General features: G+C 72.4%; 18 protein-coding genes and 1 pseudogene. 3 read left to right on the top strand and 16 right to left on the bottom strand.

Annotation, left to right across the window (positions count from 1 at the left end; genetic code table 11):
* Positions 1 to 40: 40 nt before the first annotated feature.
* Together AB0J08_RS27035 and AB0J08_RS27030 are read right to left on the bottom strand one after the other, a co-directional pair.
* Positions 41 to 186 (bottom strand): annotated as a pseudogene (locus AB0J08_RS27035) (antibiotic acetyltransferase); the annotation flags it as partial.
* A complete protein-coding gene (locus tag AB0J08_RS27030; protein WP_360639557.1) occupies positions 186 to 1,382 on the bottom strand; it encodes an MFS transporter in 1,197 nt (398 codons plus the stop codon). The pseudogene AB0J08_RS27035 and the gene AB0J08_RS27030, both read right to left, overlap by 1 nt.
* A gap of 622 nt (positions 1,383 to 2,004) precedes the next feature.
* On the opposite strand from AB0J08_RS27030, the gene AB0J08_RS27025 reads away from it, so the two are divergent.
* On the top strand, positions 2,005 to 2,391 hold the full coding sequence (locus AB0J08_RS27025) for a VOC family protein (RefSeq protein ID WP_360639554.1): 387 nt from the start codon (positions 2,005 to 2,007) through the stop codon (positions 2,389 to 2,391).
* 157 nt (positions 2,392 to 2,548) lie between these two features.
* On the opposite strand, the gene AB0J08_RS27020 is transcribed toward AB0J08_RS27025, so the two are convergent.
* Positions 2,549 to 2,977 carry a peptidase inhibitor family I36 protein gene (locus AB0J08_RS27020; protein WP_360639551.1) on the bottom strand — a complete coding sequence of 143 codons (429 nt, stop codon included), beginning with the start codon at positions 2,975 to 2,977 and terminating at the stop codon, positions 2,549 to 2,551.
* A gap of 1,941 nt (positions 2,978 to 4,918) precedes the next feature.
* Between AB0J08_RS27020 and AB0J08_RS27015 the strand changes: the two genes are divergently transcribed.
* Entirely contained in the window at positions 4,919 to 5,368 is a 450-nt protein-coding gene (locus AB0J08_RS27015) for an RICIN domain-containing protein (protein ID WP_360639548.1), read from the top strand.
* Positions 5,369 to 5,462: 94 nt separating this feature from the next.
* Here AB0J08_RS27015 and AB0J08_RS27010 read toward each other — a convergent pair whose 3' ends face one another.
* The 3 genes from AB0J08_RS27010 to AB0J08_RS27000 all read right to left on the bottom strand — a co-directional run bounded on the left by AB0J08_RS27010 (position 5,463) and on the right by AB0J08_RS27000 (position 8,292).
* On the bottom strand, positions 5,463 to 6,686 hold the full coding sequence (locus tag AB0J08_RS27010) for a cytochrome P450 (protein WP_360639545.1): 1,224 nt from the start codon (positions 6,684 to 6,686) through the stop codon (positions 5,463 to 5,465).
* Between the two features lie 165 nt (positions 6,687 to 6,851).
* Positions 6,852 to 7,247, bottom strand: a complete 396-nt coding sequence (locus AB0J08_RS27005; RefSeq protein WP_360639542.1) for a hypothetical protein — start codon at positions 7,245 to 7,247, stop codon at positions 6,852 to 6,854.
* Positions 7,248 to 7,356: 109 nt separating this feature from the next.
* The gene (locus AB0J08_RS27000) at positions 7,357 to 8,292 is read right to left on the bottom strand and encodes a GNAT family protein (RefSeq protein ID WP_360639539.1); all 936 of its coding nucleotides are present in this window, start codon (positions 8,290 to 8,292) and stop codon (positions 7,357 to 7,359) included.
* Positions 8,293 to 8,697: 405 nt separating this feature from the next.
* On the opposite strand from AB0J08_RS27000, the gene AB0J08_RS26995 reads away from it, so the two are divergent.
* Positions 8,698 to 9,189, top strand: coding sequence for a peptidylprolyl isomerase (locus AB0J08_RS26995; RefSeq protein ID WP_360639536.1), 492 nt, complete (start codon positions 8,698 to 8,700; stop codon positions 9,187 to 9,189).
* 68 nt (positions 9,190 to 9,257) lie between these two features.
* On the opposite strand, the gene AB0J08_RS26990 is transcribed toward AB0J08_RS26995, so the two are convergent.
* The 10 genes from AB0J08_RS26990 to AB0J08_RS26945 form a co-directional block, all read right to left on the bottom strand.
* Positions 9,258 to 9,482 (bottom strand): MbtH family NRPS accessory protein, encoded by a 225-nt coding sequence (locus tag AB0J08_RS26990; RefSeq protein ID WP_360639533.1) that lies wholly within the window; start codon positions 9,480 to 9,482, stop codon positions 9,258 to 9,260.
* Between the two features lie 49 nt (positions 9,483 to 9,531).
* Positions 9,532 to 10,707 carry a cytochrome P450 gene (locus AB0J08_RS26985; RefSeq protein WP_360639530.1) on the bottom strand — a complete coding sequence of 392 codons (1,176 nt, stop codon included), beginning with the start codon at positions 10,705 to 10,707 and terminating at the stop codon, positions 9,532 to 9,534.
* A 39-nt stretch (positions 10,708 to 10,746) separates the two neighbouring features.
* Positions 10,747 to 11,802 (bottom strand): methyltransferase domain-containing protein, encoded by a 1,056-nt coding sequence (locus AB0J08_RS26980; RefSeq protein ID WP_360639527.1) that lies wholly within the window; start codon positions 11,800 to 11,802, stop codon positions 10,747 to 10,749.
* A 142-nt stretch (positions 11,803 to 11,944) separates the two neighbouring features.
* Positions 11,945 to 13,111, bottom strand: coding sequence for a pyridoxal phosphate-dependent aminotransferase (locus AB0J08_RS26975; RefSeq protein WP_360639524.1), 1,167 nt, complete (start codon positions 13,109 to 13,111; stop codon positions 11,945 to 11,947).
* 54 nt (positions 13,112 to 13,165) lie between these two features.
* Positions 13,166 to 14,194, bottom strand: coding sequence for an isocitrate/isopropylmalate family dehydrogenase (locus AB0J08_RS26970; protein WP_360639521.1), 1,029 nt, complete (start codon positions 14,192 to 14,194; stop codon positions 13,166 to 13,168).
* A 5-nt stretch (positions 14,195 to 14,199) separates the two neighbouring features.
* On the bottom strand, positions 14,200 to 14,805 hold the full coding sequence (gene leuD, locus AB0J08_RS26965; protein ID WP_360639518.1) for a 3-isopropylmalate dehydratase small subunit: 606 nt from the start codon (positions 14,803 to 14,805) through the stop codon (positions 14,200 to 14,202).
* A gap of 25 nt (positions 14,806 to 14,830) precedes the next feature.
* Positions 14,831 to 16,264, bottom strand: a complete 1,434-nt coding sequence (gene leuC / locus AB0J08_RS26960; RefSeq protein WP_360639594.1) for a 3-isopropylmalate dehydratase large subunit — start codon at positions 16,262 to 16,264, stop codon at positions 14,831 to 14,833.
* 20 nt (positions 16,265 to 16,284) lie between these two features.
* Positions 16,285 to 17,535 (bottom strand): pyruvate carboxyltransferase, encoded by a 1,251-nt coding sequence (locus AB0J08_RS26955; protein WP_360639515.1) that lies wholly within the window; start codon positions 17,533 to 17,535, stop codon positions 16,285 to 16,287.
* Positions 17,536 to 17,742: 207 nt separating this feature from the next.
* Positions 17,743 to 18,564 (bottom strand): methyltransferase domain-containing protein, encoded by an 822-nt coding sequence (locus AB0J08_RS26950; protein WP_360639512.1) that lies wholly within the window; start codon positions 18,562 to 18,564, stop codon positions 17,743 to 17,745.
* A gap of 56 nt (positions 18,565 to 18,620) precedes the next feature.
* Entirely contained in the window at positions 18,621 to 19,955 is a 1,335-nt protein-coding gene (locus tag AB0J08_RS26945) for a SidA/IucD/PvdA family monooxygenase (RefSeq protein WP_360639509.1), read from the bottom strand.
* Positions 19,956 to 19,965 lie beyond the last annotated feature (10 nt).

Genomic DNA, 19,965 nt, shown 5'->3' with positions numbered 1-19,965 from the left:
CGCCGGGCGGGGGCGGTCGGCGGGCGGCACCGATGATCACGCCGTGGCCGAACCAGACGTCGTCGCCGACGACGGTGTCACCCCGGTCCGGCAGCCGGTGAGCAGATCGACGTGCTCGGACCACGAGCCGCCCATGGTGGGGAAGGGGAAGGTCGAGGGGCCGTCCACTCAGTGGTCGGCAGCGTTCACGCACCGGCCCGGCGCAGCAGGTACACCGCGGAGGCGCCGGCGAGGAGGGCCATGCAGCCGGCGAAGACCAGGCCGGCGTCGGCCAGGCCGAGCGGCTCGGCGAGCAGGCCGACCCCGATCACCGGGATCGAGATGCCGAAGTAGGCGACCACGAAGAGCGCCGAGAGCGCGCCGCCCCGGTGCTCGGCGGGAGCGGCCGCGGCGACCTCGCCCACCGCACCGCGCAGGCCCATCCCCTGACCCACGCCGCCCACCACGGCGCTGAGCACCAGGGGCGGGAGGGTGGTCCACGCGAGCGAGGCGGCCAGCAGGGCCAGCCCGGCGATGAGCACCAGGCAGCCCAGCGGGATCGCCCGTGCGGTACCGATCCGGGGCACCAGCAGCTGGCCCAGGGTGGAGGCGAAGAACGCCGTGAAGACGATGAGGCCGACGACCGCGGAGTTGTGGACGTCCAGGCTCTCGGCGAGGAAGGCCGGGCTGACCGAGGTGAAGAGGCCCAGCAGGGAGAAGCCGGCGAACGCGGCGATCCCGGCCGGGACGAACACCCCGCGGACCTCCGGCGGCAGGGACGGCCGGCGCGGCCGGGCGGTGCGCAGCCGACGCGCCCCGGCGACCGTCTCTGGCAGGAACCAGGTCACGGTGAACGACCCGGCGAGCAGCACCAGGTGCACGACGAACGGCAGTACCAGGGGCTCGGGCGCGTACTCGGCGAGCACTCCCGACAGCAGCGGTCCGCAGCCCAGGCCGCCCATGTTGGCGGCGGTCGCCACGAAGCCGGCGCGGGCCCGGCGCCCGGGCGGGGCGAGCTCCAGCACGTACGCGGTGGCGGTGCCGGTGAACAGGCCCGCCGACAGGCCGGACAGCAAGCGACCCAGGCAGAGCAGCGGCAGCCCGCCCTCGGCGAGGAAGGCGACGGCGCTGCAGGCGGCGAGTGCCAGCCCGCAGAGCAGCACGGGCCGGCGGCCGACGGAGTCGGAGACGTCACCCACGAGCAGCAGGACGCCGATCACCCCGAAGGCGTAGACCGCGAACACCACCGTCACCATCAGTTCGGAGAAGCCGATCTCCTCCTGGTAGCGCCCGTACAGCGGGGTGGGCAGGGTGGTACCCGCCATGCAGACGGCGAAGGCGGCGGCGGCCCCGAGGTAGTCGAGCCGGCCTCCGGCAGGCCTCGCGTTCCGACGGTCGGTCATTCGCCCACGGTAGGCGCCCGCTCTCGGCGGGCCCGCGACGCGCGGACCCGGCTGCGCCGAATGGCCGTCGTCCGCCGCAGGAGGGGGTGCCCCGCAGGGCCCGCACCGGTCCTCGACCGGCTCGTCCGCCACCCGCTGCCAGCCCGCGACGGTGGGTCAGGACGTCAGGAGCGCCAGGGCGGGGGCCCCGTGCCGCCCGGCCGCCGGGAGAGGACGTCACGGTGGCCGGGCTCTGAGCAGTGGTGGGACGGGCCCGGACGGCGGGGAGTGGGGGTACCCACCGCCCGGACCACGCTCTGCCCACCCGCTCCTCTTCTCACCCGGATCCGACCGGACAAACACCGGCCAACCCGACTGCGGACCTCCCGGCGCGCCGGGAGGTCATCGGCCGGCCGCACCCACGCGCGCGGACCGGTCGCCGGCCGCGGTCGCCCGTTCGGCGTGGCGGCGAGCTCGGAGCAGTCGCGACACCGCGCGGGCGGGGATGCTTCTGGTAGAAACGGGACGGTCGGGGCCTCTTGCCCGGCGCCAGGAACGTCGCCCGTTCCACGATGCGGACACCGAACCCCCCTGAGCACATCGCGCCCCGGTGGCTCAGGCCCGACGCACCGGAGAGCACGTCATGAGGATCCACCTGTCCAGCGTTTTCGTCGATGACCAGGAAAAGGCCCTGCGCTTCTACACCGACGTGCTGGGCTTCGTGAAGAAGACCGAAGTCCCGATCGGCAAGGACCGGTGGCTGACCGTGGTCTCGCCGGAGCAGCCCGAGGGGACCGAGCTGCTGCTGGAGCCCGACGGCCACCCGGCGGTGAAGCCGTACAAGGCGGCGCTGGTGAAGGACGGCATCCCGGCCGCCTCCTTCGCCGTGGACGACGTGCGGGCGGAGTTCGACCGGCTGCGCGAGCTCGGCGTCCACTTCACCCAGGAGCCGCGGGAGGTGGGCCCGGTCACCACGGCGGTGCTGGACGACACCTGCGGCAATCTCATCCAGATCGTGCACGGCAGCTGACGGCCCCGGTCCGGCGCGACAGCGGTCATGCGAAGCGCGGGCCGGCCCGCGGGAGGCTGGGCCCCTCGCGATCCGAGGGGCCCAGCCGGCTTCCACGGGTGCCGCGCCGTGACACGGGTCGTTCGACCGGCTCGTGCCACCGGCGCACGGCGACCGCTTAGTAGAGCGTGATCGAGCTCGCCTTGTCGTTGACTCCCCACGGGACGTTCACCGGCGGGCCGTAGGGGCCGCCGCCGATCAGGTATCCGGTGTAGCCGGAGCCGTCGAACAGGCTCAGGGTGCCGCCACTGCGGTTCCAGAAGGCGCTTGTCCGGTTGTCCATGCCGTAGTTGGCGAGCTTGAAGGATCCCGCGCTGGGCACCACCCAGAGCTGGCCACCGCCGTTGGTGTCCGAGAACAGGCACGCCTGGCCGTGGAGGCAGTTGTCCCACACCGTCGCCAGGGACTCGCTGCTGACGGCGATCGGCTGGATCACGGCAGGACCGCCGCTCCCCTCGCTGACGGCCGCCTGGGCCGAGGCGGTGCCGGCCGCGGACGCGATCATCAGGACGGCGCCGGCCGCGGCCAGAGCGAATTGACTGCGCATGCTATTCCTCTTTCTCGTCGGTCTTGCGGTCTGCGTTACTTTCCACACGAAGCACTCCGGACAATTCGCGAGAGACGCTTGGCCCCTGCCGAACGGTTTCACCACTACGCCCGGCCGTCGGCGCCCGTCCCACCCGCAGCGCCGCGCTGTTCACGGGGTGGCCGGAGCGGCTCCCCGTCCGAGTCGCCCGCAGAACCGGTGGAGACTCCGCGGTGCGGCCCGCCCGTTTGTCCGTCCACAAGAATCCGGTCGAAGGCCAGGTGGGCGGCGGACAATCCGGTTTGGCCGCGGACAGGACGAATGGCCGGTGCTTCCAGCACCCGGGATGCACCACTGGCCGCACCGACCCCACCCACGCGGTCCTGCTCGTCGGCGATGGAGCGGAACCGGTGGAGGTCCTGCGGCGAGGTGTGTTTGACTGCCCATCGACAATCTCCCGGTTCGGCCAGTGCGGGATTGGTCGATCCGGTTGGGCCGTGGGCACCGGAGGGGGCAGGGGATGGGTCGTGCTGGACGTCCGCAGGGGCGGTTGAAGGGCGAGACCGAGCAGGCGGACGCCCTGGCCCGCTTCGTCCAGGAGGTGACGTCCGGGGTCACTGTTCGTGAGCTCGCTCAGCGGTATCCGGCCGGAAAGACCAGCTGGAGCGAGTACCGCTCGGCGGAGAAGGACATTCCGTGGCACCTGCTCCAGAAGCTGATCCACGACCGCGTAGCAGACCCACGGGCCCGGACGGTGCTGCTGACACGAGCTGCCCACCTGCACGAAGAAGCCAGCCGGGCAGCCGACGGAGCCCGGCCGCCCGCTGCGCGCCGGTCTGCCGCGCAGCAGGCGTTCGACCTTGCCCGACAGGCGCAGCAGCAGGCCGAGGCGGGCATGGCGGAGGCGGAGGAGCTGATCCGCGTGCTGGTGGCGATCGTGGCCGAGCTGCGGGGTGAACTGGGCGCCGGTGCGGCGGATGGCACCGGTACCGCCCCATGGCTGCCGGCCGACGGGGAGTCGGCGGAGCTGCGGCGGACCCGGCTGCGGGAGGCGACGTGTTGCCTGGCCGAGGTGCGGCGCATCCGGGAGAGAGCGCGCGAGGCGCACTGGACGGCGGAGCGGCGACAGGACGCCATCGGGCTCCTGGTCGACCGGGAGCAGACGCAGGCCGGGACGGCCTGCGTCCAGCAGCCGGGGACCGAGCCGGCGGTGACCGACGGGGTACACGCCCACCTGCCGGCGCTGCGGCGTCTGGGCACCGACCTCGTGGAGATGCGGGTGGCCTTGGCCGGCCGGTACCGGGAGCTGGCCCGCATGGCCCCCGCCCGCGTCGACCGCGGGATTGTCCGTGGCGAGCTGGTCCGGTCCTCGGACAATCGCCTGACCGGCGCGCTCACCCTTGCTCCGGCGTTCATCGGTCCGCCGCGGAGCGAGCCCGCCGGTGCGCGTCGCCGTACGGCCGGGACCGGCGTGGCCATGGGAGCGGCCGCGGTGCTGGCCGGTGTGTTGGTGCTGGTCGGAGTCGTGGTGGGCACGCACCTCGCGCCCCCACCCGCGCCCGCACCCGTCGGTGCGGCCCCCCAGGCGGCCGGCATCCAGGCCGGATCAGAGGTGGGTGCGATCGGCGGCTCCCCCTCCCCGGTAGGGGAGAACCCCTCGGCGTCGGTCCCCAGTGGGAGGCCGGCCACCTCGTCGCCCTCTCCCCCGCCGAGCGGTACGTCCCCCCGGGCCGTGGGAACAGAGCCCGTGCCGGCGGTGTCCGTACCGGCAGTGTCCGTACCGCCGATGTCCGTACCGGCGGACACCGCGGTTCGGAGCGCAGAGGCCGGCGCCCGGTCGGACCCTGCCGCCCCCTCGCCTTCGGGCGGAAGCGAGAGGCCGGCGTCGTCACCGATCCCGTCCTCGTCGGCATCGAGGACGGCGTCGGGCCCCCGATGCTCGACCGGCTCGGCGGAGCCCCGATGGCTCCGCCGGCGGGGTCGGTCGAGATCAAGAACGGCAAGTCCCTGCAGTGCGTGGCCACGCCCGGTGGCAGTCGGGACGAGGGCCAGCAAGTCCAGCAGTTCCCCTGCGGGGACTTCCCCGATCACTTCTGGAACGCCCAGAAGACCTACACGGACACCGAAGGCGACACCTACTACCGGATCGTCAGCTACAACAGCGCCCTGTGCCTCTCCGTCCGGGACTCCAGCACCGAGGCCACCGCCCAGGTCGTCCAGTCGGCGTGCAAGGACAACCCCGGACAGTCGTGGAAGATCGAGAAGTGGCCGCGCGGCATCCGCTTCGTCAACGGGAACAGTCAGCAGTGTCTGGCCGTCTCCTACGGCAGCACCGCCCCGCAGGCTCCCCTGATGCAGTACCCGTGCGGAGACTACCCGGACCACTACTGGGACTACGGCCCGCGCCGGTAGCGGCCCGACCTCCGTACGACCGGTCACGCCCGCGCTCAGTAGGTGGGTGACGCCGGCGCCGGCCCCGTCGTCGCTCGGGCGACCTGACATGTCATCAGGCGATTCGTACCGGCAGGCTGCGCACGCCCCTGAGCATGACGCTCGGCCGGCGTTCGATGCGGGCCGGGTCGGCGGCCAGGGCGAGACCGGGGCAGCGTGCGAGTAGGGCGCGCAGGGCGGCCGCGGCCTCGGTGCGGGCGAGCGGGGCGCCGAGGCAGTGGTGGATGCCGTGGCCGAAGCCGAGCTGGCCGGCCGGCCTGCGCCGGACGTCGAACCGGTCGGGGTCGGGGAAGTGCCGCGGGTCGCGGGACGCGGCGGCGAGCGAGACGAGGACGGAGTCGCCGGCCGCGATACGGGTGCCGCCGATCTCCACGGCCTCGGCCGCGAACCGGAAGGCGGCGGCGCCGACCGGCCCGTCGTACCGGAGCATCTCCTCGATCGCGCCGTCGACGAGGCCCGGGTCGCCGCGCAGGGCGGCGAGCTGGTCGGGGTGGGTGAGCAACGCGAGCACACCGCCCGAGATGAGGTTGACCGTCGTCTCGTGACCCGCGACGAGCAACAGGAAGGCCATGCCGAGGAGTTCCTCGGCCGACAGCGGCGCCGGCCCCGCGCCCGGCGCCCCGCCACGGGACCCTGTGGCGGCGACGAGGGCGCTGAGCAGGTCGCTACCCGGATCGGCCCGCTTGTCCTCGATGAGGGCGGCGAAGTAGGCGGTCATCGCGGCGGCCGCGGCACCGGCCGCCTCTGGCGAGGTGGGTGCGACGATCTCGCCGGACCAGTCGTGGAAGTCGCCGTGGTCGGCCGACGGCACCCCGAGCAGGTCGCAGATGACGGTCAGGGGCAGCGGCAGCGCGAACGCGCTCACGAGGTCGGCGGACCCGTCGGTGGCGACCGTGTCGAGCAGGCCGTCGAGCAGGCGGTCGGCGAGCTTCTCGATCCGGGGGGCCAGCGCCGCGATCCGTCCGGGGGTGAACTCGCGGGCGACCAGCGCCCGCAGGCGGGTGTGCTGGGGCGCGTCGGTCTGGAGCATGTTGAGGCCGATGGCGTGGCCGCCGTCGTCCGTCCACGAGGAGGAGAAGCGGATGTCGTTGCGCAGCCGGGGATCGGTGAGGGCGGCGCGGGCCTCGTCGCGGGCCACGATCAGCCATGCCTCGCCGGATTCGGGGACGAGGATGCGGTGCACCGGCCCCTGCGCGCGCAGCGCGGCGTAGACGGGGTACGGGTCGACGGTGACGTCCAGGCCTTCGGGGGCCAGATCCTGAAGTGTCGGAGCGCTCACGGCGGTTCCCTCCCAGCGGGTAAAACGGGCATTGGTCCCCGTTTCTTGGTCGGACCATACCAGGAAACGGGGAAGCATCCCCACTAGGGTGGTTCGGCGAACCGCGCACCCAGGTCGACCCGACCGTCGCGGCGGGTCGCGTCCACCCCCGTCACACCGTCGACGTCACCCGGCGGACGCCGACGGCACCGCCCCGGCGGCGGCGAGGTGGGCGCGGGCCGCGGCCAGGGCGGCGGCCGCGACGCGCAGGTGATGGGAGACCAGCGGCAGGACGGCCGGGGTGAGCGTGCGCGCCGTGAGCAGTCTCGCCGCCTCCAGCGGCACGGTGGCGCGTTCGAGGAGGTCCGCCGTTCGGGCGGGAAGCCCCGGACCGGCGGCCCTGACCTCGCCCACCGTGCGGCGCAGGAGGATCAGCGCGTCCTCGGCATCCGGTGGGCCGTCGGGGAAGCGGTGCCCCCACGACGCCAACTCCATTTCGACGGAGCGGGCGTGGGCGTCGCAGCGCCCCGCCCACAAGACGGTGGAGGCGGTCGCGCGGGGCGACGGGTTCTCGGTCGGCACCTGCCGATCATGTCCCAGAACCCGGCCGCCCGTTCGCTGTTCGCCCATTCCTCCCGAGAACCCGAATCCTGCGCCACCCGCCCGCGGCACGGGCGGCCGGGGCGCCGGACTACTGCGGGGGGCACTCCAGGACGAGGCGGATCTCCGTGACCTCGTAGCCGGCGCGGTCGAAGGCCGCCGCCATCGGGGCGTTGACGGTGTCCGTGGTCGCGGTGATGCGCTCGGCGCCCGCCGTCGCGTGGAAGCGGGTGATCTCGGCCAGGATCTCGTCGATCAGGCCCCGGCCGCGCTGCTCCGGCACGACGCCCAGGTAGCCGACGTTGCGGTGGTAGGGCGTCGCGGAGGGAATCGCCATGCCCGCCGGCGTCCCGTCCGGCAGGTGCGCCAGGCGCCACCACGAGCGCTCGCCGGGGCAGCTCAGGTAGAAGTCGAAGTCCTCGCGAGCCAGCTGCTCGGCGTCCATGGTGAGCAGCTCGTTCTGCGTCGCCAGGTCGAGGCTGTCCTGCGAGAGGCGCGCGAAGGCGTCCAGGAACTCCTCGTCGGTGCCCTCCCGGAAGACCAGTCGCCCGGTCGGTTCGGCGGTTCCGCTCTCCGGCGTCCACTCGTAGCGGAGCCGCTCGATCTCACGGGTCAGACCGGCACGCTCCGCGGCCCGCCGACGCCACGCGACCGCCTCGGCCAGCTCCGGTTGGTCCCGCCAGCCGCGCGGAAGCGACATGTTGTAGCCCGGAAGGTTCCCGAAGGCGGCGTGGCCGGCCTCCAGCAGGGCGGTGGCGACGGTAGCCGGATCGGCCACGCCCGCCCGGACCTGGAGGCAGTCCAGCGCGATGGGCCGCTCGCTGTCGGCGCGGCCCCACCACAGGGCCCGGGCCAGGATCTCGCCGTCCTCGTCCTGGGCGAACCAGATCCACTCGGGGCGGATCCGGTTCTCGGCGAGCTCCTCGCGGACCTTCTCGGCGGTCAGGGCGGGGACGGGGCCGTCGGCCGGGTAGGCGAGGGCGCGGTCGAGGTCGGTGGGGTCTGCGGTAGCGGCACGGAAGATCATCTGATGATGATCACAGAAGATCGGCCGGCCGTGCCACCCTGTTCGACGAGGACCGCCACCCCGGCCCTCGCCCCGCACGCGAGCGAGGTCCAGGGCCGTACGGGCACACCGCGCCGGTGGAGGCGTGACCGGACCACCCACGGATACCCGGGCGCCGGAGCTCCGCCACGGCGGACGGCTTGACGGACCGTCATCCCCTGATCAGGGGCCAGGTCAACTGCCCTGCGGCGGCGCCAAGTAGGCTTTTGCCCGGGTGGTGACCAGGACGCTGTGAGAGACTGGCGTCGCTCAGCGGGGCCGGATTCGCGTCCCAGGTGCGTGGCCCGCGCACGGTGCCCGCCAACCGGGACGCCTTCTGCGCACCGCTGACGTCGGAACTGATCACGTACGCCGAGTGGAGAAGTCATGACCAACGTCCGCCTTTCGACGACGATGGGCGACATCGTCCTTTCCCTTGACGAGGCCAAGGCGCCGAAGTCGGTCGCGAACTTCCTGACCTACCTCGACGAGGGGCACTACGCGGAGACGGTGTTCCACCGGGTCATCAGCGGCTTCATGATCCAGTGCGGCGGCGTCGACACCAGTATGCGCATCAAGCCCGCTCCGCGCCGGGTGGAGAACGAGGCGCGCAACGGGCTGAAGAACGTCAAGTACAGCGTGGCGATGGCCCGGACCTCCGACCCGCAGTCGGCCAGCGCGCAGTTCTTCATCAACACGGTCGACAACGGCTTCCTCGACTACCCGGGCCAGGACGGCTGGGGCTACGCGGTCTTCGGCCAGGTCGTGGAGGGGCACGACGTCGTGGACCGGATCGCGCAGGTCCCGACAGGGGCACAGGACGTGCCCCGGGAGCAGATCGTCATCAAGTCCGCCGAGGTGGTGGCCGCTTCGGCCTGACCGGCCGGCGAACCGTCCGACGTCACCGGCCGGTGACGTCGGACGGTCACTGCCTGTCCGCCGCCGGCTCAGGCGGCCCGCTCCTCCCCGCCCGTCGCCCGCCGCAGGCTCAGCGGGCGCAGGTCCGTCCAGTGCTCGTCGACGTAGGTCATGCACTCCTCCTTGGTCCCGGTGGGACCGACGGTGTGCCAGCCGGCGGGCACCTGGAGGCCGGCCGGCCAGAGCGAGTGCTGCCCTTCGTCGTTGACGAGGACGCGGAAGAGCTCGGTGTCGGATGCTTCGTTCGCGGGCATGGTCACCTTTCCGGGGACGGGGACGGAGACGGGGTCGCACCAGGGCTTGTCAGGCGGGTTCGACCAGCAGGGGCAGGCTCTTCGGGCCGCTCATCGTCGGGTCCGGGTGCCACAGCATCGGCCGGTCCGGGTCGAGCCGGAAGGAACGGAAGCGGCGCAGCAGCACGCGCAGCGCGACCCGTGCCTCCAGCCGGGCCAACGGGGCTCCGAAGCAGAAGTGGATGCCCTTGCTGAACGCGATGTGGGGGTTCGGGTTCCGGTCGATCAGGAATTCGTCGGGGCGGTCGAACTGCCGCTCGTCGTGGTTGGCCGAGAGGACCGCGCACACCACGACCTGGCCGGCCTCGATGGTGGTGCCGCGCAGCTCGACCTGCTTCTTCGTGACGCGCGGGACGATGCCCACGGGGCTGCGGAAGCGCAGGACCTCCTCCAGTGCGGCGGGAATGGCGTCGGGGTCGGCGCGCAGTGCCCGCTCGGCGTCCGGGTGCTCCAGGAGGCAGAGGAAGGTGTTCCCCAGCCAGAGGGTCACCGTCACGTGGCCGGCGAGCAGGAGCACGGTCGCGAACCCGGCGATCTCCCGGTCGGTCAGCCGCTCGCCGTCCACCTCGGCCGCCACCAGGTCGGCGAGCAGGCCGGGGCTGGGGTGTTTCCTGCGCTGGACGACCAGGTCGAGCAGGTAGTCGTGGAACGCCTTCGCCGCGCCGACGGACGACTCGCTCTTGGTGTCGAACGCGCCGTTGGCGTACAGCTGGTCGGCCCACTGCTTGAACAGCGGCCGGTCCTCGGCGGGGACCCCGAGCATCTCCGTGATCACGGTCAACGGCAGTGCGTAGGCGATGTCCTCGACGAGTTCGAGCTCGGTCTTCTCCGGAACGCGGTCCAGCAGCTCCTCGGCGATCCGCTCCACCCGCTCTTCGAGCTGGGCGACCGCGCGGGGCGTGAACGCCTGGCTGACGAGCCGGCGAAGCTGCTGGTGGCGGGGCGGGTCGAGGGTCCCGATGTGCCCCTCCATGAGCCCGGTGGCCTCGGGGAAGACGGCGCTGAAGTCCGAGGAGAACGTGTCGTGGTCCGAGAGGACGGAGACGGCGTCGTCGTAGCGGAAGACCTGGTAGGCGCCGCTCGCGGGGTCACGCACCACCGGGCTGGTGTCGCGCATGGTGCGGCAGAGGTCGAGCATCTCTAGACCGGGACGCGGGTCGGACGGACCGTCCGGCGTGGTCGGCATGGGGGTCTCTCCTTGGGTCGGTGGGGGCCCGGGGCCCGGTCAGGACGACGGTTCGGCGACGATCTCGTAGTAGGCGAACCTGAAGGCGGTGTTGGGCGCGGAGAAGACCCGCTTGCAGGTCAGGCCGGCCGCCTCGATGACCTTCAGCCAGCCGTCGCGCGGCCGCGGGAAGCCCTGCTCGGTCAGGACGTGGATCAGGTAGAAGTTGGCGTCCTCGCTGTCCACGAGCAGTTCCGGCTCGCACAGCAGCAGCGTGCGGTTCGGGGCGGCGCGCAGCAGGTCGGCGTAGCGGCCGAGCATGTCGACCACGGCGGCCTCGCCGTCCCGGAAGTGCTCGTGCAGCGCTCCGACCGCCACGTAGAAGTCGGCTCCCTCGACGACCTCGGCCGGCCAGTCCTGCGGCCGGAAGGCGTCGGCGACCAGGAAGGAGAGCCGGTCGGCGACCCCCTGCTCGGCGGCCCGGCGCCCCGCGTAGTCGATCGCGTCCTGGGCGATGTCCAGTCCGAAGCCGCGCAGTTCGGGGTTCTCGCGCACCAGGTCGAGCACCAGACCGCCGGTGCCGCAGCCGAGGTCGAGCACACCGCGGGCGCCGCGCTCGCGGACCAGATCGCGCACCAGGTTGCCGCCGAAGCTGTTGAACAGGGTCTCGCAGCGCAGGCCGAGCGCCTCCGTGTCGCGGGTGACGTCGGTGCCGTAGGCCTTGCTGCCGTCCAGCAGGGCGCCGATCTCGTGCAGGACCGGCCCGTAGGCGTCGACGTAGTAGCCGAGCAGCGACTCCGCGACCTCGTCCAGGAGTTGGGCGCCGCGCCGGGTGGTGCGCCAGGTGTCGCCCTGGGACTCCACGATGCCGCGCAGCTCCAGGAAGCGCAGCACCTTGCCGATCCGGTCGGCCAGTTCGGGCTTGGGAGCCAGCTCGGCGAGCGGCGTCCACTCGGCCGAGAGGCGGTCGGCGACACCGGAGTTGGACAGGCCGACGATCGCGGTGGTCAGGACGTACGAGGACGCCAGCTCGCCGGCGCCGGCCTCGGCCACGGACTTCCAGGTCTGCTGGACTTCGTCGTCCAGGACCTCCACGGACTTGTTCTCAGCGGTCATGTTCGTGTTCTTCCTGTGAGTCCGGTCGGGTTCTCTTGCTCGGGTCGGGTCGGTTCGGGTCGGGCCGGTTCGGGTCGGGCCGGTTCGGGTCGGTTCGGCGCGGGTCCGGTCGGGTCGGTTCGGTTCGTTCTGGTGAGCGGGTTCAGCCCCGCTCGGGGAGGAAGCGGCGCATCCGTTCCAGTGCTTCGACCGTGCGCTCCCGGTCGCGCACGAAGGTGGTGCGCACCCAGCTCAGGCCGTCGGCGCGGTCGGTGAAGAAGCTCGTGCCGGGGGCGAGCAGGACCCCGGCGGACTCCACCAGTTCGGCGACCAGCTTGTCGCTGCGGGCCGCCAGCCGGGCGGTGCCCGCCAGCACGAACCAGCCGCCCTCCGGTGTGCGCACGTCGAAGCCCAGGGCCTCCAGGTGCGTCACGAGGTGGTCCCGGCGCTCCTGGAACAGCGCCCGGTCGTCCGTGAAGTCGGCGGCGCCGAGGGCGGACACGCCCTCCTGCAGCGGCCGGGCGGCGCCCACCGTGGTGCGCTCGTGCACCCGTCGCAGTCCCGCGGTGAGCTCCGGGGAGGCGACGCAGTAGCCCATCCGCCAGCCGGACATCTGTAGCGACTTCGACAGACTGCCGACGGTGATCACGTGGTTCGCGGCCCCCGGCATGCCCAGGGGCGAGACGTGCCGGCGGCCGTCGTAGACGTAGCGCTCGTAGACCTCGTCGGTGATGAGGACCAGACCGTGCTCGACGCACAGGTCGAGCAGACCCGACACCTCGGCCTCGTCGAAGGCCCGCCCCGTCGGGTTGTGCGGGGTGTTGAGCAGGACGGCGCGGGTGCGCCCGGTGATCGCGGCCCGTACCGCGTCCAGGTCGAGGCGCCAGTCGGGGCCCGCGAGCGGGACCGGGCGGGGTACCGCCGCGGCCAGCCGGATCACGCCCGGGTAGTTCTCGTAGAACGGCTCGGGCAGGATCACCTCGTCCCCCGGGTCGGTGACGGTGAGGACGGCGTCCAGCACGCCCTCGGTGGCCCCGCAGGTGACGGTGACCTCGTCGACGGGGTCGACCACGACGCCCCTGGTCCGCAGGAGTTCGGCGGCGATCAGCTGCCGCAGCGGGAGGAGGCCCTCCGGCGGCGCGTACTGGTTCCGTCCGTCGGCGAGGGCGGCGGTCGCCGCCGCGATCGCCGCGGCGGGCGGGTCGCCCGGCGGGATGCCGAGGGCGATGTCGATCGCGCCGACGTCGTGGGCCAGCCGCATCAGACCGGCCAGCTCCATCGCGCCGATTCCCGCCACCCGGCGGGAGAGCCGGCTGGTGGTGGGCTTCATGAGGTCACCTCCCGGGTGTCCGGCGACGGCCGGAAGGGCCGTGGGCCGCGTGGTTCAGTGGAGTGCGGCACGGATCGCCTCCCCCGTCGCCTTCGTCCCGAGCCGGCCGCCGAGGTCGACGGTGCAGCGCAGGTGGGCGACGGCGGTCCTGACGGCCGTGCGGACGGCGGCGGCCTCGGCCGGGTGGCCGAGGCGCTCCAGGAGCAGCGCGGCGGAGAGGATCGCCCCGATCGGGTTGGCGGTGTCCGTGCCGGCGATGTCCGGCGCGCTGCCGTGCACCGGTTCGTACAGGCCGAATCCGGTCTCCGGGTTGAGGTTGACCGAGGCCGCGGTGCCGAGGCCGCCGGCCAGTTCGGCGGCGAGGTCGGACAGGATGTCGCCGTAGGAGTTGTTGGTGACGATGACGTCGAACGCGGTCGGGTCCGCGACCAGCCGCATGGCGGCGACGTCGACGTAGAGGTGCGAGGTGGCCAGGTCGGGGCGGGCCGCGGCGGCGTCGCGCCAGCACTGCTGCCAGAGCCGGCCGCCGTTGGGCACCGCGTTGGACTTGTCGACCATGCAGACCGCGCGGGTCGCCGAGGCCAGCGCGAAGTCGATCACCCGGGTGACGCCGAGGTGGGTGCTCACCTCGGTGTCGATGGCGACCTCGGCCGCCGAGCCCGGCCGCAGCGCGCCGCCGATGTCGGTGTAGAGGCCCTCGGTGTTCTCCCGGACGATCACACAGTCGATGGCGCGCCGGTCGGGGTCGCGCAGCGGGCTGAGGCGGTCGTGCAGCAGCGTCGCCGGGCGGTAGTTGGCGTACAGGTCGAGTTCGAAGCGCAGGCGCAGCAGGACGTCCCTGGCATACCGGGTGCCCGCGGCGCGCGCGTCGCCGATCGCGCCGAGCAGGGTGCCGGAGCTGCGGCGGATCCGGGCGAGGTCGTCGTCGGACAGCGCCGTGCCGGTGGCGAGGAAGGTGTCGGCGTTGACGTGGTCGAGCACGTCGAAGGTGAGGTCCAGGCCGAAGCCGTCGAGGAGGGCGAGGGCCTGCTCGGTCACCTCGGGGCCGATGCCGTCCCCGGGGACGACGGTGATGAGGGACATGGTGCTCAGTTCACCCCGCCCGTCGGCGCGAAGGCGGGCAGCCAGTCGGGCCGGCCCTGTTCGTAGGCGGCGATGTCGTCCAGCCTCTCCAGCGTCACCGCGATGTCGTCCAGGCCGCCGAGGAGCAGGCGGCGCGCCCTGCCGTCGATCTCGAAGGGGCGGCTGCCCCCGGGCCAGCGCACGACGCACCCGGCGAGGTCGACGGTGACCGCGTACGTCGCGTCCTGCTCGGCCGCCGCCATCAGGTGCGCCACGTCCGCTTCGGGCAGCTGGGCCACCAGCAGGCCGTTCTTCAGGGCGTTGCGGCGGAAGATGTCGCCGAAGCTGGGGGCGATCACCGCGGCGACGCCCCAGTCCCGCAGGGCCCACACGGCGTGCTCGCGGGAGCTTCCCGTGCCGAAGTTCGCGCCGGCGACCAGCACGGTGCCCGCGGCCCGCGCCGGGTCGTTGAGGACGAAGTCCGGCTGCTCCCGCCAGCGGGCGAACAGGGCGTCCTGGTACCCCGTCCTGGTCAGCCGGCGGCAGTACTCGCTGGGAATGATCTGGTCGGTGTCCACGTCGGTGCGCCGCAGTGGCAGCACCGTGCCGGTGTGGCTGGTCAGCGGTTCCATCCCGGTACCTCCTCGCTCTGGTCGGTCACCCGCGGTCCAGGTCGGACGGCGCGGCGAGACGGCCGGCGACCGCGGTCGCCGCCGCGACGGCCGGCGAGACGAGGTGCGTACGGGCGGTGCGTCCCTGCCGTCCCTCGTAGTTGCGGTTGGACGTCGAGGCGCAGCGCTGACGGCCGGGGAGCCGGTCGGAGTTCATGCCGAGGCACATCGAACAGCCGGAGAAGCGCCATTCGGCGCCGGCGGCCAGGAAGACCTCGTGCAGCCCCTCCCGCTCGGCCTGCTCGCGCACCTGCATGGAGCCGGGCACGACCAGCATCCGGACGTCCGGTGAGACCTTGCGGCCGCGGAGCACCTCGGCCGCCGAACGCAGGTCCTCGACCCGGCCGTTGGTGCAGGAGCCGAGGAAGACGGTGTCGACCTCGATGTCGCGCATCGCGGTGCCCGGGACCAGTCCCATGTAGTCCAGGGCGCGGCGGGCCGCGGCCCGCTCGGCGGGGTCGGTGCAGTCGTCCGGGTCCGGCACGCTGCCGGCGAGGGGCACGGCCTGTCCCGGGTTGGTGCCCCAGGTCACCACCGGGGTCAGGTCGGCGACGTCGATGGTGACGGTACGGTCGAACACCGCCCCGGGGTCGGTGCGCAGCGTCTCCCAGTGGGCGAGCGCGCGCTCCCACGCCTCGCCGACCGGGCGCCGCGGACGGTCGGCGAGGTAGGCGACGGTGGTCTCGTCCGGTGCGACGAGGCCGGCTCGGGCCCCGGCCTCGATGGAGAGGTTGCACATGGTCATCCGGCCCTCCATCGAGAGCCTGCGGACCGCCTCGCCGCGGTACTCCAGGACGTGGCCGTGCGCGCCGTTGGCGCCGATCCGGGCGATCAGGGTGAGCATGAGGTCCTTGGCGGTCACGCCCGGCGCGGGTACGCCGGTGAACTCGACCGCCATGGTCCGCGGGCGTTGCAGGGCCAGGGTCTGGGTGGCCAGCACGTGCTCGACGTCGCTGGTGCCGATGCCGAAGGCGAGGGCGCCGAACGCGCCGTGCGTGGAGGTGTGGCTGTCGCCGCACACCACGGTCATCCCGGGCTGCACCGCGCCGAGTTCGGGTCCGACGACATGGACGATGCCCTGCCGTCCGTCGCCGTGGCGGAACAGTTCGATGCCGTGCGCGGCGCAGTTGCGGCGCAGCGTGGTGACCTGTTCCACGCTGACCGGGTCCGTGATGACCAGGCTGTCGGTGGGGACGTTGTGGTCCTCGACGGCCAGGGTCAGCTCGGGCCGGTGCACGGGGCGCCGGGCGAGCAGCAGCCCGTCGAAGGCCTGGGCCGAGGTCGCCTCGTGGACCAGGTGCAGGTCGATGTAGAGCAGGTCCGGTCCGTCCGTGGCCTCGCCCACGCGGTGGGCGTCCCAGACCTTATCGACCAGGGTCCTCGGTCCCGTCGCCGGGTCCGTCGCCGGGCCGTCCGTCATCGGGTCCCTCATCGGGTCCGTCATCCGTGGTTCTCCTCCCCCGTGGGTGTGCCGGCGCCGGCGGCCGTGCGGTCGCTCGGCCCGTGGTCGCCGCCGGGCGGGCCGAACTCGGCCGCCAGCCTGTCCCGCACCACGTCGAGTTCGTCGCACCGGCCGTCGGGACGTTCGGTCACGTACTCGGTGTACAGCCGTTCCACCAGGGCGTCGTCGGGCTCCATGCCGAGCTGCTGGAGCACGTGGCGGAAGACGGCCCGGCCGGAGTGACGGCCGACCAGCAGCGAGCGCTGCCGGGCGAACCGGTAGGGGTTGATGAACTCGTACGTGGCCGGGTTCTTGAGGATGCCGTCCTGGTGGATGCCGGCCTCGGTGGCGAAGGCGTTGTCGCCGAAGATCGCCTTGTTGCGGGGCGCCGGCATGGAGATCACCGTGGCCAGCTCCTGGAAGGCGCCGTAGAGGTGGTCGAGCCGGATGCCGGTGGTGGCGCCGAACTGCTCGCCCTTGTAGGCCAGCGTCGCCGCGATCTCCTCCAGCGGGGTGTTGCCCGCGCGCTCGCCGATCCCGGCCAGGGTGGCCTGGACCTCGTTCGCGCCCGCCTGGATGCCCGCCAGGGCGTTGGCCAGCGACAGTCCGAGGTCGTCGTGGCAGTGGGTGGCGAGCGTGATGTCGTCCGGGAGCCAGGAGCGGACCATCGCGCACAGATCGCCGTACTCCTGCGGGGTCGCGCAGCCGGTCGTGTCGGCGAGGATCACGGTGCTGACGCCGGCGGCCAGGGCCTCCGTGACGAGGGCCTCGATCAGGTCCTTCTCGCCGCGGCTGGCGTCCTCGACGCCGAAGGAGACGTCCTGCGCCCCGAGGGAGTGGGCGTACCGGATCGCGTCCCCGGTCTCCCGCACCGCCTCCTGGCGGCTGATGCCCCGCTTGTACCTCAGGTGCAGGTCGCTGCCCGTGCCGCAGATCTGCACCTGGTGGTTGGGGCGTGCTCCCCCGGCCTCCATGGACAGCCGGACGTCCTCCCGGGAGGCCCGGTTGAACGTGGCGAACCGTGTGGTGGGGGCCAGCGACTCGGCGACGAGCCGGGTGGCCGCGAAGTCCTCCGGCGAGGAGCCGGGGAAGCCCGCCTCGATGGTGTCCGCGCCGTAGGCCTCCGCCCTGAGCGCGAGCACTTTCTTCTGCTCCGTGGTCATCGCGTTCCCCGGTGCCTGCTCACCGTCTCGTAAGGTGGCGTCGAAGATGGATATTCTGCGCTGCGGAGGGCTTTCCTGACGTGCCATTGGTCCCTCTCCGTCTCCCGTTCAGCCAAACCTGGATCGATGCGCGAGGAATTCGCCGCGCTTCTCGTGCCCGGCGCACTCCCCGTGCCCGGCGTATGCGCCGCACACCTCGTACTCGGCTTTCCCGTCGTACCGGCGCGCCCGGCCCGCCCGTCGTGCCCGGCGCACCGGTTCCGGTATTCCTCGACGCCTCGCGCGCCGCGATGTTCAGGGCTTTCGGTGCGCCACGATCAGCACACAGCCGAGTTCACCGGTCATCTGGCCGACCATGCTCTCCGCCTCCTCCGACTGTTCGGGGGTGAAATTGAAGAGCTTGGCCAGCTCGTCCTTGTTCGCGACGGTGATGTCGTTCATCATCGTGAACGAGGGGCTCACGTTCTCCGAGATGTCGGAGATCTCGTCGGCGACCAGCCCGGCCGCTTCGAGCAGCGCCGGGTAGTCCGCGAGGCGCGGCAGCGCGCCGGGGGCGCCGGCCCGTGCGGCCGCCTCCTGCGCGGTGATGTCCTCCCGGTCGAAGAGGTCGGTCAGCACCACGCGCCCGCCCGGCACGACGACCCGGCCCATCTCGGCGAGCGCCCGGCGTCGGTCCATGTGGACGATCGACTCGAAGGCGAGCGCGGCGTCGAACGAGGCGTCCTCGAAGGGCATGGCCGTGCCGTCCGCCTGCTGGAAGCCCACCCGGTCGGCGAGGCCCTCGGCGGCCGCCCGCTCGGTGGCGATCCCGATCTGGTACGAGCTGATGGTGATGCCGAGCACGGTGGCACCGGTCGCGGCGGCCAGCCGGACGGCCGGCTTGCCGAGGCCGCAGCCCACGTCCAGCACCCGGTCGCCGGCGCCGACCCCGAGCTTGGGGATCAGCAGGTCGGTGAACCGGTCGGTCGCCTCCTCGACGGTGGCCGTGTCGTCCGGCCCCAGCCAGTAGGCGAAGTGGAAGTTGTCGTCCCACTCCCGGCGCAGCATCGGGCCGACCAGTTCGTAGTAGTCCAGTTGCGGCAGGCTGGTGCCGGGCACGTTCTCGTCCGACTGCATGTCGTCTTCCTTCCGGTTCTGCCCGTCAGGGCCTGGGGTGTTCCGGTGATTTCCCGTCAGGGTGTGCGGAGTACGCCGGTGACGGTCCGTGCGGGCGCGTGGCGGAGGTCGGCGCAGAGCGATTCGGCGATTTCCCCGGAGCGCACGGCCGTCATGGAAAGAAGGCTCGACGAGATGCCGTGCGTGTGCTCGGTCGCACCCTGCAGATAGATGCCGCAGGTGAGTTTCTCGGAGGTGACGACCCGATAGTTGCGGTCCACTCGGAGCATACCTTCATCGTCAAGCTCGATGAAGTCCGCCAGCTCTCCGAGCAACGGCAGCGGGTCGGCCGGGCGGTAACCCGTGGCGAAGATGACGATATCCGAATTCACCGTCTCGACATCGCCGTTCGGCAGGAATTCGATCTGTACCTCCACACCGTCCACACCGCCCGCGGCCGGGGTGACCGCGCGGACCCGGGAGACGTTGGCGATCCGCAGCCGGTGGATGCCGGCCACCTTCTCCTGGTACTGCCGGCGGTAGATCTCCTTGATGAGGTCGAGGTCGACCACCGAGTAGTTGGCGTTGCCGTGGTACCGCATCAGGGACTCCCGCACGGCGGGCGACGCCAGGTAGTAGTCGTCCACGGCGGCCGGGTCGAAGATCCGGTTGGCGAACGGACTGTCGTCGGCGACGCTGTAGCCGTAGCGCGAGAACACCGCGTGCACCCGGGCGTCGGGGAACGTGCCCAGCAGGTGGTTGGTGATCTCCGCCGCGCTCTGTCCGGCCCCCACCACCGTGAAGGTGCGCTCCGGGGCCGGCGGCAGCTCGGCCAGCCGGTGCAGGAACTCGGAGCTGTGCCAGACCCGTTCGGACGGCTCGACGCCGTCCGGCAGGGCCGGTCGCAGGCCGGTGGCCAGCACGAGGTTGCGGGCCAGCCGGGTGCGTGTCCGGCCGGGCTCGGCGACGTCCCTGATCACCAGTTCGACGCAGTCGACGGCGTGGTCCCCCGGCACGGGGCGCACCGCGACCACCTCGCTGCCGTAGCTCACCGCCTCGGGGATCCGGGCCGCGGCCCAGGCGAGGTAGTCGTGGAACTCGGCCCGGGAGGGCACGAGGATCTGGTGGTTGATGAAGTCGACCAGCCGGCCGTGCTCCTGGAGGTAGCACAGGAAGCTGAACGAGCTTCGAGGATCGCGCAGCGTGACGAGGTCCTTCAGGAACGAGATCTGCATCGTCGCGTCGTCGATGAGCATCCCGCGGTGCCAGCCGAACGAGGTACTGCGTTCGAAGAAGGCCGCGCTCGGCGCCTCCCGGCCCCGTTCGCGCAGCGCGATGGCCAGGGCCAGGTTGGACGGGCCGAAGCCGATCCCGGCCACGTCGAGAGTCCGGGACGTCTCCTGCGATGCCATGTGTTCTCCT

Source organism: Kitasatospora sp. NPDC050463 (assembly GCF_040655255.1).
In the GTDB taxonomy this organism is placed as follows: Bacteria; Actinomycetota; Actinomycetes; order Streptomycetales; family Streptomycetaceae; genus Kitasatospora.
Note: the sequence above shows the minus strand (reverse complement) of the source record. Positions and strands in the feature narration are given on the sequence as shown.

Excerpts from the sequence above, each read along its gene's own strand:
- leuD (WP_360639518.1), bottom strand. The coding sequence starts at position 14,805 with ATGGAACCGCTGACCAGCCACACCGGCACGGTGCTGCCACTGCGGCGC.
- AB0J08_RS26950 (WP_360639512.1), bottom strand. The coding sequence starts at position 18,564 with ATGCAGTCGGACGAGAACGTGCCCGGCACCAGCCTGCCGCAACTGGAC.
- AB0J08_RS26985 (WP_360639530.1), bottom strand. The coding sequence starts at position 10,707 with ATGCCGACCACGCCGGACGGTCCGTCCGACCCGCGTCCCGGTCTAGAG.
- AB0J08_RS26990 (WP_360639533.1), bottom strand. The coding sequence starts at position 9,482 with ATGCCCGCGAACGAAGCATCCGACACCGAGCTCTTCCGCGTCCTCGTC.
- AB0J08_RS26975 (WP_360639524.1), bottom strand. The coding sequence starts at position 13,111 with ATGAAGCCCACCACCAGCCGGCTCTCCCGCCGGGTGGCGGGAATCGGC.
- AB0J08_RS27025 (WP_360639554.1), top strand. The coding sequence starts at position 2,005 with ATGAGGATCCACCTGTCCAGCGTTTTCGTCGATGACCAGGAAAAGGCC.
- leuC (WP_360639594.1), bottom strand. The coding sequence starts at position 16,264 with ATGACGGACGGCCCGGCGACGGACCCGGCGACGGGACCGAGGACCCTG.
- AB0J08_RS27015 (WP_360639548.1), top strand. The coding sequence starts at position 4,919 with ATGGCTCCGCCGGCGGGGTCGGTCGAGATCAAGAACGGCAAGTCCCTG.
- AB0J08_RS26980 (WP_360639527.1), bottom strand. The coding sequence starts at position 11,802 with ATGACCGCTGAGAACAAGTCCGTGGAGGTCCTGGACGACGAAGTCCAG.
- AB0J08_RS27020 (WP_360639551.1), bottom strand. The coding sequence starts at position 2,977 with ATGCGCAGTCAATTCGCTCTGGCCGCGGCCGGCGCCGTCCTGATGATC.
- AB0J08_RS26955 (WP_360639515.1), bottom strand. The coding sequence starts at position 17,535 with ATGGCACGTCAGGAAAGCCCTCCGCAGCGCAGAATATCCATCTTCGAC.
- AB0J08_RS26995 (WP_360639536.1), top strand. The coding sequence starts at position 8,698 with ATGACCAACGTCCGCCTTTCGACGACGATGGGCGACATCGTCCTTTCC.
- AB0J08_RS26945 (WP_360639509.1), bottom strand. The coding sequence starts at position 19,955 with ATGGCATCGCAGGAGACGTCCCGGACTCTCGACGTGGCCGGGATCGGC.
- AB0J08_RS27000 (WP_360639539.1), bottom strand. The coding sequence starts at position 8,292 with ATGATCTTCCGTGCCGCTACCGCAGACCCCACCGACCTCGACCGCGCC.
- AB0J08_RS26970 (WP_360639521.1), bottom strand. The coding sequence starts at position 14,194 with ATGTCCCTCATCACCGTCGTCCCCGGGGACGGCATCGGCCCCGAGGTG.
- AB0J08_RS27030 (WP_360639557.1), bottom strand. The coding sequence starts at position 1,382 with ATGACCGACCGTCGGAACGCGAGGCCTGCCGGAGGCCGGCTCGACTAC.